This window comes from Streptomyces sp. SAS_272 (genome assembly GCF_052543235.1).
Window position 1 is genome coordinate 1 of the sequence record NZ_JBMNDR010000157.1, and the last position, 9,620, is coordinate 9,620.

11 protein-coding genes are annotated in these 9,620 nt (G+C 72.5%); 6 read left to right on the forward strand and 5 right to left on the reverse strand.

The genetic code is table 11. The annotated features are described in order from the left end of the window. The first annotated feature begins 338 nt into the window (after positions 1–338). Together ACN6LD_RS41155 and ACN6LD_RS41160 are read left to right on the forward strand one after the other, a co-directional pair. Positions 339–1,196, forward strand: a complete 858-nt coding sequence (locus tag ACN6LD_RS41155; protein WP_319189478.1) for an AAA family ATPase — start codon at positions 339–341, stop codon at positions 1,194–1,196. Next, positions 1,193–2,545: a VWA domain-containing protein gene (locus tag ACN6LD_RS41160; protein ID WP_319189477.1), complete on the forward strand. Its 1,353-nt coding sequence runs from the start codon at positions 1,193–1,195 to the stop codon at positions 2,543–2,545. The genes ACN6LD_RS41155 and ACN6LD_RS41160 overlap by 4 nt, the downstream gene beginning before the upstream one ends. 66 nt (positions 2,546–2,611) lie before the next feature. Here the strand turns inward: ACN6LD_RS41160 and ACN6LD_RS41165 are convergent, their stop codons facing one another. From ACN6LD_RS41165 to ACN6LD_RS41175, 3 genes are all read right to left on the reverse strand, one after another. Next, a complete protein-coding gene (locus ACN6LD_RS41165) occupies positions 2,612–2,977 on the reverse strand; it encodes a cupin domain-containing protein (protein WP_319189476.1) in 366 nt (121 codons plus the stop codon). A gap of 142 nt (positions 2,978–3,119) precedes the next feature. Continuing rightward, entirely contained in the window at positions 3,120–4,097 is a 978-nt protein-coding gene (locus ACN6LD_RS41170) for a pyridoxal-phosphate dependent enzyme (RefSeq protein WP_445045838.1), read from the reverse strand. 12 nt (positions 4,098–4,109) lie between these two features. Continuing rightward, on the reverse strand, positions 4,110–4,826 hold the full coding sequence (locus ACN6LD_RS41175; protein ID WP_319189473.1) for a helix-turn-helix transcriptional regulator: 717 nt from the start codon (positions 4,824–4,826) through the stop codon (positions 4,110–4,112). Positions 4,827–5,009: 183 nt separating this feature from the next. Here ACN6LD_RS41175 and ACN6LD_RS41180 point away from each other — a divergent pair, with 183 nt between their 5' ends. Then, the gene (locus ACN6LD_RS41180; RefSeq protein WP_319189471.1) at positions 5,010–5,828 is read left to right on the forward strand and encodes an SAM-dependent methyltransferase; all 819 of its coding nucleotides are present in this window, start codon (positions 5,010–5,012) and stop codon (positions 5,826–5,828) included. Positions 5,829–5,868: 40 nt separating this feature from the next. On the opposite strand, the gene ACN6LD_RS41185 is transcribed toward ACN6LD_RS41180, so the two are convergent. Beyond that, the gene (locus tag ACN6LD_RS41185; RefSeq protein ID WP_319189470.1) at positions 5,869–6,783 is read right to left on the reverse strand and encodes a helix-turn-helix domain-containing protein; all 915 of its coding nucleotides are present in this window, start codon (positions 6,781–6,783) and stop codon (positions 5,869–5,871) included. 231 nt (positions 6,784–7,014) lie between these two features. After that, complete coding sequence (locus ACN6LD_RS41190) at positions 7,015–7,245, reverse strand: DUF397 domain-containing protein (RefSeq protein WP_057577590.1); 231 nt, start codon at positions 7,243–7,245, stop codon at positions 7,015–7,017. 198 nt (positions 7,246–7,443) lie between these two features. Between ACN6LD_RS41190 and ACN6LD_RS41195 the strand changes: the two genes are divergently transcribed. The 3 genes from ACN6LD_RS41195 to ACN6LD_RS41205 all read left to right on the forward strand — a co-directional run bounded on the left by ACN6LD_RS41195 (position 7,444) and on the right by ACN6LD_RS41205 (position 9,408). Then, on the forward strand, positions 7,444–7,836 hold the full coding sequence (locus ACN6LD_RS41195; protein WP_319189468.1) for an ATP-binding protein: 393 nt from the start codon (positions 7,444–7,446) through the stop codon (positions 7,834–7,836). 28 nt (positions 7,837–7,864) lie between these two features. After that, the gene (locus ACN6LD_RS41200) at positions 7,865–8,359 is read left to right on the forward strand and encodes a hypothetical protein (protein ID WP_319189467.1); all 495 of its coding nucleotides are present in this window, start codon (positions 7,865–7,867) and stop codon (positions 8,357–8,359) included. An 83-nt stretch (positions 8,360–8,442) separates the two neighbouring features. Next, complete coding sequence (locus ACN6LD_RS41205) at positions 8,443–9,408, forward strand: pirin family protein (protein ID WP_319189466.1); 966 nt, start codon at positions 8,443–8,445, stop codon at positions 9,406–9,408. Positions 9,409–9,620: the final 212 nt, after the last annotated feature.

Sequence of the window (9,620 nt, forward strand, 5' to 3'; positions counted from 1 at the left end):
CGGATCCCGCCGGCAGGTACGGCGGCAGTCCGCGCCGCCGCAGTTCCTCGTTCAGCGCCGCGGCCTTGTCACCGTGTCCGCCCTCCTCCCGCCCGAACCACTCCCGCCCGTCCACACTCACCAGATATACGCCCATGCCCCGCAAGGTACCGCCGGCCACCGACAACGCCCCCGGCGGCAAGGGGGCGGCGCCGCAGGCCCGCGCCGAGATGCGGGGTGAGGGGGCGGCGCCGAGCGAGCGACGGGAAGAGGGAAGGCTGATGACAAATTCGGTGAACAAGCGCTTAGATAGTGGGCGGATCACGCTCCCAGCCCGCGCCGACCGCCGGAGGCCCCCGTTGTTCACGTCCGTCGACGATGTCTCCGCCCGGCTCGCCGAAAGCGGGTACCTGGCCTCCCCCGCCGTCGCCACGACCGTCTTCCTCGCCGACCGGCTCGGCAAGCCGCTGCTGGTGGAGGGACCGGCCGGGGTCGGCAAGACCGAGCTGGCCAAGGCCGTGGCGCAGGTGGCCGGAGCCCGGCTGGTGCGGCTGCAGTGCTACGAGGGCGTCGACGAGTCCCGCGCGCTGTACGAGTGGAACCACGCCAAGCAGCTGCTGCGCATCAGCGCGGGCCGGGACGAGACCTGGGACGAGGCCCGCACCGACATCTTCAGCGAGGAGTTCCTGCTCCCCCGCCCGCTGCTGACCGCCATCCGCGGCGACGAGCCGACCGTCCTGCTGATCGACGAGACCGACAAGGCCGACGTCGAGGTGGAGGGACTCCTTCTCGAGGTGCTCAGCGACTTCCAGGTCACCGTCCCGGAGCTGGGCACGATCACCGCGACCCGACGGCCCTTCGTGGTCCTCACCTCCAACGCCAGCCGTGAGCTGTCGGAGGCGCTGCGCCGTCGCTGCCTCTTCCTGCACATCGGGTTCCCTGAGGAGGAGCTGGAGCGGCGGATCGTCCGGCTGAAGGTGCCCGGCATCGACGCGGCGCTGGCCGAGTCCGTGGTCCGGGTGGTGGGCGCGCTGCGCGCGATGGACCTGCGCAAGGCGCCGTCCGTGGCGGAGACGATCGACTGGGCGCGCACGCTCCTCGCGCTCGGCGCCGACGCCCTGGACGAGGACGTCGTGCGCGACAGTCTGGGCGTGATCCTCAAGCACCAGGACGACGTCCTCAAGGCCGGCGCGAAGCTCGACCTGGACGCCGTGTGAGCGCCCGGGTCGCCGACCGGCTGGCCGGCTTCGTCGCCGCGCTGCGCGCCCACGGCGTCCGTGTCGGCACGGGCGAGACCGTGGACGCCGCCGAGGCCGCCGCGGCGCTGGGATTCGCCGACCGGGCGCTGCTGCGCGAAGGACTGGCCGCGACGCTGCTCCACTCGGAGGCCCAGCGGCGGCTTTTCGACACCGTTTTCGACCTGTACTTCCCGCGCGGCGTGGGCGCGCCCGGGGGCGAGCCGGGCGACCGGGACGACCTGCGCGAGCGACTGGCCGCCGCGCTCGCCGAGGGCGACGACGCGATCCTGGGCCGGCTGGCGATCGAGGCGGTCGACGGGCTGGGCGGATACGGGAGTTCACCGGGCGCGGACGGCTGGTCGTCGTACCAGACGCTTGAACGGCTGCGCCCGCAGACGCTGTTGGCGCGGGTCCGGGACGACATGCGTGCGCAGGCCGGCGGTTCCGGCTTCGCCGACCGGCTGTTGGAGGACGAGATCCGGCGTCGCATCGAGGCGTTCCGCGGCCTGGTGGCCGGGGAGGCGCGCCGCCGGGTGGCGGAGCGACGCGGCCGGGACGAGATCGCCCGCCGTGCGGTGGCCCCGACCGCCGACCGGGTCGACTTCCTGTACGCGGGTCAGGACCGGCTGGCCGAACTGCGGCGGACGGTGCAGCCGTTGGCCCGCAAGCTGGCCACCCGGATGGCCGCGCGCCGCCGCCGGGCCGCCCGGGGTTCCATCGATCTGCGGCGCACGCTGCGCGCCTCGCTCTCGACGGGCGGCGTGCCGATGCGGCCCGTGCTGCGCCGCCGGCGTCCGGTCCGCCCCGAACTGGTGCTGCTGTGCGACGTGTCGGGCTCGGTGACCGGGTTCTCCGACTTCACCATGCTGCTGGTGCAGGCGCTGCACGACCAGTTCTCCAAGGTGCGGGTGTTCGCCTTCGTCAACCGGATCGACGAGGTGACCGGTCTGCTCGAACACGGCGCGGCCGATCCCGCGGGCCTCGGCGCCCGCATCCGGGCCGAAGCACAGCTGACGGGCTATCACGGCAGCAGCGACTACGGCGTCGCCCTGGGCGAGTTCGCGGAGCGGTACGGCGCCGCGGTCGGCCCCCGCACGACGGTCTTCGTGCTCGGCGACGCCCGGACGAACATGGCCGACCCGAACCTGGCCGCGCTCGGCCGGATCGCCGGACAGGCCCGCCGTCTGCACTGGCTGAACCCCGAGCCCCAATCCCTGTGGGGCACGGGCGACTCGGCCGCACCCGAGTACGCCGAGCTGGTCGCGATGCACGAATGCCGCAACGCATTCCAGCTCGGCGCGCTCATCGGCCGGCTGCTTCCCGTCTAGACCGGTCGGCCCGGCTGCCTCCCGCCCGGACCGTGCCGGGCGGCCCGCGTCGCTCCGGGCGGGCCCTCAGGCCTCCTTGGCCTTCGCGTACTCCGTGGCCATCGCCCCGGCGAAGTCGTACACGACGCACTGTTCGTCGCCCACGACCCACGCGTCGTGGCCGGGCGGGACCACGAACACGTCGCCGGGGCCGACTTCGCTCTCGCCGCCCTGGTCCATGGTGATGTGCATGCGTCCGGAGACCACATAGCCGTTGTGGTGGATCATGCAGGTGTCCGTGCCCATGACGCCCGCCAGCGACTCGGTCCAGCGCCAGCCGGGTTCGAAGGTCGCCCTGGCGAAGTCGAGCCCGGTCATGTGGACGGCCTCGATGTGGCCGCGGGGGAAATCGCGGCGCTCGTCCGGTTTGTCGAGCGTCTTCACTTCGATCATGACGCTCCTCCCTTCCGGCCGCGCTTGACCACGGCCGGGGGCGGTCTCCCCGGCGGATCTGGACGCCGCCGGCGGGAGCCGCGCCCCTACGCCTCCATCGTCCGCCTGTCCACCGGGGGCCGCCATACGGGGTGTGCCGGCCTCAGACGGCGTCGCCGCACAGCTCGGCGAAGCGGCCGGAGTCGATGTTGCCGCCGGAGACGATCACACCGACGCGCCGGGGGAGGTCGTCGACCCGTCCGGCGAGGAGCGCGGCGAGCGGCGTGGCGCCGCTGGGCTCCACGACGATCTTCAGCCGTTCGAAGGCGAACCGCATGGCGGCGCGGATCTCGTCGTCCGAGACCAGCTCGATCGCGTCGACGAGCCGCCGGTTCACCGAGAAGGTCAGCTCGCCCGGCGTGTGCAGGGCCTGCCCGTCGGCGATGGTGCGCGGCACCGGGATCTCGACCCGGCGGCCCGCCTCCAGGGACCGCTTGGTGTCGTCGCCGGCCTCGGGCTCGACGCCGACCACCCGGATGCCGGGCCGCAGCCCCTTGACCGCGGTCGCGCTGCCGGCCATCAGTCCGCCTCCTCCGACCGGCGCCAGCAGGGCGTCCAGCTCGCCCGCTTCCTCCAGGAGTTCGAGGGCCGCGGTGCCCTGGCCCGCCATGACGTGCGGGTGCTCGTAGGGCGGGATCAGCGCCAGGCCGCGGTCGGCGGCCAGGGCCTCGGCGATGGCGACGCGGTCGCCGGCGTAACGGTCGTAGGTGACGATCTCGACCCCGTAGCCCTCCGTCGCCGCCCGCTTGGAGCGCGGTGCGTCCTCGGGCATGACGATCACCGCGGTCGTGCCCAGTTCCCGGGCGGCCAGGGCGACGGCCTGGGCGTGGTTGCCGGAGGAGTACGCGGCGACGCCCCGGGCCAGCTGTTCGGGGGCCAGCCGGGAGGCCGCGTTGTAGGCCCCGCGGAACTTGAAGGCGCCGACGCGCTGGAAGTTCTCGCACTTGAGCAGGACCTCGGCGCCGACGATCCGGTCGAGGGTCCGGGAGCGCAGCACGGGGGTGCGGTGTGCGACGCCCTTGAGCCGGGCGGCCGCGTCGCGGACGTCGTCGAGGGTGATCGGCAGGGGCGGGGTCGTCACGAGGGTGCTCCTTCAGGGGGTGTCGTCGGCGCCGTCCGCCCCGGTCGCCGGGGTGGCTCTGGCCTGCGAGAGGTAGGTGTAGGCGGAGGCGCGCGAGATGCCGAGGCGGGCGGCGGTCTGCTCGATCGCGCGGCGCACGGCGAACACGCCGCGTTCGTCCAGGCTCCGGAAGAGGGCAAGTCTCCGTGGCCGGTCGAGGCCGGCCCAGGTCTGGTCCTGGCGCAGCAGATGGGCGTCGAGGAGGGCGTCCACGACGGAGTCGATGTCGTCGCCGAACGTGGTCGCCGGCGGGTCGGACGGCCCGGTCGGCGTCCCCGCGAGTGCGGCCAGCACCGCGCGCGCCCGGTCCACCTCGGTGACGTCCACGTTGACGCAGAGGGCGCCGAAGACCGCGTCCGTGGAGTCGCGCAGCACCATCGTGGACGATTTGACCAGTTTTCCGGCGCCGGCGCGGGTGACGTAGTTCAGTTCGTCCGCGGCTGCGTCCCCGCGGGCGAGAACGCGCATGCCGATCTCGCTCATGGCGCCGCCGACCGTCCGTCCGGTCACCGCTCCGGCGACGGCGACGACGGACTTCTCCGGCCGCCGGTAGTCGTGCAGCACCACCTCGCACACCGGGCCGAAGGTCGCCGCGATGCCGTCGACGACGGGGACGAGGGCGCGCAGGATCACGTCCCGTTCCCGTTCTCGCGCCTCTTCCCGGAGGGCCTGCGGATCCTGGGGTTCCATGGATCGATTAGACCATGAGTCCAGCTGTTGGACCAGCCGTCCAGTCAGGCCGGGGCGGCGGAGATGGGCAGCCCCTTCCGGGAGCACCGTCGGCCAAGGGGGTGGTGGGGCCAACTGGCCTTTCCCTAGGATGTGTTGTCGCCCGCGCCAGTCCGTGGCACGGCGGGGACACTGGGGGAAGAGATGCAGCCGGGCAAGCAGCTGTCCACGAAGATCGATGAAACGATCCCGACGGCCGCGCGCATGTACGACCACTATCTGGGCGGCCGGGACAACTACGCGGCCGACCGCGCCGCCTGCGAGGAGCTCGACAAGGTCGTCCCGAGCACGCGTGCCCTCGCGCTGAACAACCGGCGTTTCCTGCAGCGGGCCGTGCGGACCCTGGCGCAGGAGCACGGGATCAGGCAGTTCCTCGACCACGGCTCCGGTCTGCCCACGCAGGACAACGTGCACCAGGTCGCTCAGCGCGTCGACCCGAGCGCGCGCGTCGCCTACGTCGACAACGACCCCATGGTCCTCGTGCACGGCCGGGCCCTGCTGGAGCAGGACGAGCGGACCACCGTCATCCACGCCGACCTGCGGGCGACGGAGGCCGTCCTCGACCACGAGGACACCCGGCGGCTGATCGACTTCTCACAGCCGGTCGCCGTGCTGTTCAACTCGGTCTTCCACTGCATCCCCGACAGCGAGAGCGACGGGCCGCAGGCGGTGGTGCGCCGGGTCAGCGAACGCCTCGCGCCCGGCAGCTGCCTGGTGATGTGCCAGCTGGTCAGCGAGGACGCCGAGGTCAGGGCGTTCGTCACCGACTTCATGGACAAGGCCACCCAGGGCCACTGGGGCCGGGTGCGTCAGGAGAAGGACGTGGCCGCGCTCTTCGACGGCCTGGAGATCCTGCACCCCGGGCTGGTCGAGGTCTCGGCCTGGCGACCGGACACCGAGGTGGCGCCCCGTCAACTCACCCAGGAGTGGATCGAGTTCGGCGGCATCGGCCGACTGGGCTGACACACCCGGGGCGCCTGCCCGTCGGGGAGGCCGCCGTGGGTCAGGGATAGCGCTGCCGCGCGGTCGACTCCAGCAGCGCGACGGACTCGCGCGGGTTCAGCGCCTCGTCGGCCAGCCGGTCCAGGGCGACCCGGTACTCCTCCGTCTCGTCCCGGTCCTCGAGGAAGGTGGCGCTCCTGATCTGCTCCAGATAGACGACGTCGGGCAGGTCGACGCCGGGGAAGCGCAGATAGGTGACCGGTATGGCGGGCGCCGAGGCATGGGTGACGTCCAGCGGCACCACCTGGACGGTGACATGCGGCAGGGCGGCCAGCTCCACCAGGTGGGCGAGCTGCTCCCGCATCACCTCGCGGCTGCCCAGCACCCGCAGCAGCACCGACTCGTCGAGGATCGCCCACACCTGCGGGGCGTCCGGTCGCCGCAGCAGTTCGGTGCGGCGGGTCCGCAGCTCGACCCGGCGCTCCACCTCCCGTGGCGTCGCCGACGGCAGCCCGCGCTCCACGACGGCGCGCGCGTACGCGGGCGTCTGGAACAGTCCCGGCACGTACTGGATCTCGAAGGTCCGGATCGCCGTGGCGGCCTCCTGCAACCCCACCAGCCGGTCGAACCACTCGGGCATCAGCCGCTTGTCGTACCGCTGCCACCACCCCGGCTCCCCCGCCTGCCGCAGCAGTCGCAGCAGCACGGAGGCCTCGTGCTCCTCGGTCTCGTACAACGACAGGAGCGCGCGGACGTCCGCCTCGACGGGCGGCCTGCGGCCCTTGCCGGCCTCGATGCGCGACAGCTTCGCCGGGCTGAACCCGAGGGAGCGCGCGGCCTGCTCCTGGGAGAGGCCGGTGTCCTCCCGGATACCCGCCAGCTGTACGCCGACCAGCATTTTCAGCAAGGTCGGGGCGGGCTCGCCCCGGTTCAGATACGGTTCGAGGCGGGAGACGCGAGGCGACTCGACAGACATCCTGACTCCCCGTGGACCGGCAGACGACAGACCGAAAGTATCGCATCCGAAGCCCTCCAGCCGCACGCGGCAGGGGAATTGGCCCCCTTTCGAGTCCTCCGGAAGCGCCCGGTCTCCCGGCCGGTCCGTCTCCGGCCGGTCGCTCTCCGGCCGATCCGCGCCGACCCGGGCCGCCGCGTCCGCGACCCCCGGGGACTCCCACCGGGCCCTCACCCGGCCTTCACCCCGCCTTCACGCCAGGTGGTCGAACTCCCCGCCCTTGGCGCCGGCCACGAACGCGGCCACCTCCGCCGGGGTGTACACCAGCGCGGGCCCGTCGGGATCACGGGAGTTGCGCAGCGCGACACCTCCCCCGTCGAGGGCCGCGACCTCGACACAGTTGCCCTCGGCGTTGCTGTGGCTGCTCTTGATCCAGCGCACGCCCAGCGAGCTCGCCCGCACTCCGTTCGGCACCGACGGCATCGCACTCTCCTCACTTGTGCGCGCAATTTCCCGTGAAATTGCACGAGGACATCGTCAGCGTGGATAATAGCCCTGTCGTCAACCGCTCTTCCGGCGCCCCGTTCTGACGTCACCTCAGGGAGATGCACCGTGTCATCACCTGCGCAGTTCCGAAGTCATGAGTCCGTCCCCGTCCGCGAATCGACCAGAACCGCCGCCTTGCACCTCTCGGGCAGCGGCGAGGGGTTCGCCCGGGCACGCGACTTCACCCATCGCACGCTGGACTGCTGGTCCCTGGGCCACTGCGGCGACGACGCGATCACCGTCGTCACCGAACTGGCCGCCAACGCGGTCCTGCACGCGCTCCCCCACACCGGGACGGACCGGTACCCCGTGCGACTCAGACTCACCCTGCGGCGCTCGCACCTGGTGTGCGCCGTCACCGATCCGAGCGACAGCCTGCCCGTCTGCCCCCGGTCCACGGACGACCTCCTCGAGCACGGCCGCGGACTGCACATCATCGAAGCCCTCTCGGAGCACTGGGGATGGACCCGCCGCTTCCCCGTGGGCAAGACCGTCTGGGCCATGCTGCCGACCCGCCCCCCTCTCTGATCCCCGACGCCGACCCCTGACTCCCGACATGACTGCCACGAAGAGAACCACCCCGCTCGCAGGCCTGGGACACGTGCCGTGGCCCGACATCAAGGACTCCACCGGCTCCGCCGCGGCCATCCCCTCCCTGCTTGCCACGCTGGCCCGGGGCGACGCCGACAGCGCCGGTCCGGCACTGGGCCAACTGCGGCGACGGATATGCCAGTTCGGATTCGTCGTCGACCAGGCGACGGCGGCGACGGTGCCCTTCCTCTGGGAACTCGTCCGGCTCCCCCAGGTCACCTGCCGCGCGGAGATACTGCGCCTGCTCAAGAGCATCGCGGACGCCCGGCAGTGGGAGACCACCGCCGCCACGTATCCCAAACTGCACCACCACCCCGACGACTACGTGGGGTGGGAGCGCGAGGCCCGCCATGCCGTCCACGCCCAGCGCGACGTGCTGCGTCAACTGCTGCGGGAACCCGACCCCGACGCCGAGATGGTGCGGGCCACCACCGAACTCGCCGCCGCCCTCGACGGCTGAGAGGCCAGGAGCGGCCGGGGGCGCGTCGCGGCGGACGCCTGTCCGCTGTCCCCGCTGCGCGCCCGACCGCTAGGTTGGGCCGCATGAGCAACCTTGACCGTTCGCCCGTGCCGAGCGTGTGCGGCGGCCGCGGCTTCGTCGTCGCAGAGCCCGTCCGCGAGCTGCTGAGCCCCCGCCATGTGCAGCTCGGCGGATCGACGGAGGTACGGCGGCTGCTGCCGAACCTGGGCCGGCGCATGATCGGCGCCTGGGCCTTCGTCGACCACTACGGCCCGGACGACATCGCCGACGAACCCGGCATGCAGGTCCCTCCCCACCCGCACATGGGTCTGCAGACCGTCAGCTGGCTGCACGAGGGCGAGGTGCTGCACCGCGACTCCACCGGCAGCCTCCAGACGGTCCGGCCCCGGGAACTCGGGCTGATGACCTCGGGGCGCGCCATCAGCCACTCCGAGGAGAGCCCGCGCTCGCACGCCCGGTATCTGCACGGCGCCCAGCTGTGGGTGGCGCTGCCCGACGCGCACCGGCACACCGACCCCCACTTCGAGCACCACCCCGACCTGCCCGTCGTCACGGCCCCCGGCCTCGACGCCACCGTGCTCCTCGGCGAGCTCGACGGGGCCCTCTCGCCCGGCACGGCGTACACCCCCCTCGTGGGCGCCGACCTCACGCTCGCCCACGGCGCGGACGTACGGCTGCCGCTCGAACCCGACTTCGAGTACGGCGTGCTGTCGATGTCCGGCGAGGTCCACGTGGACGGCGTCCCACTGCTCCCCGGTTCCCTGCTCTACCTCGGCTGCGGACGCACCGAACTGCGGCTGCGCGCGGAATCCGACGCCGGGCTGATGCTCCTCGGCGGCGAGCCGTTCGAGGAGGAGCTGGTCATGTGGTGGAACTTCGTCGGCCGCACCCACGCCGAGATCGAGCAGGCTCGCGAGGACTGGATGAAGGGCACACGTTTCGGCGAAGTGATCGGCTACGACGGGGGTCCGCTGCCCGCCCCGGAGCTGCCGCCGGGGCCGCTGAAGCCACGCGGAAGGGTGCGCTGAGCACCCCGAGACGCTCCCGACGGGGCCGACGGGGCCGACGGGAAGGTCTGACGGGGGCCTACTAGGGATTGCCTTAGGCCTTCGGGCTCCCAGCCCTGCCGCGACTGACGCATTTTAGGCTTCCCCCGAGTCGATCTGTCGCCGCTCGAAGGGAACCTGATCATGCCCCGCCCCCTGCGGGTAGCCATTGTCGGAGCCGGCCCCGCCGGGAT